The sequence below is a fragment of the Mesorhizobium abyssinicae genome, assembly GCF_049887195.1.
Classification (GTDB): Bacteria; Pseudomonadota; Alphaproteobacteria; order Rhizobiales; family Rhizobiaceae; genus Mesorhizobium; species Mesorhizobium abyssinicae.
In genome coordinates this window covers 1-236 of record NZ_JARAKC010000172.1, presented here as the reverse complement: position 1 = coordinate 236, position 236 = coordinate 1, and the positions used below count along the sequence as shown (strand labels likewise).

The 236-nt window shown below is 64.4% G+C and carries 1 protein-coding gene; it reads left to right on the top strand.

Annotated features, from left to right (window positions below; translation table 11 throughout):
- On the top strand, positions 1–236 hold a 236-nt coding region (locus tag PU724_RS34220), incomplete at both ends, for a hypothetical protein (RefSeq protein ID WP_426213879.1).

Genomic DNA, 236 nt, shown 5'->3' with positions numbered 1-236 from the left:
ATCGTCTATGATCGCAATGGCAGTGATACAGCCGACTTCCTGTTCCTGCCTGTCAACGATGCCAGCGCTACCGATCCTGAACGCCGCGGCACCCACTGGTCGCTGCTGCTGGTTGATCGACGCGAGCGGGAAAGGCCGGTTGCCTATCATTACGACTCCGCCGGGCCGCTCAACGAGCAGCCCGCGGCACAGCTCGCACGACGGCTGGGAGCCTGCCTGGAGCCGGTCCGCATGAC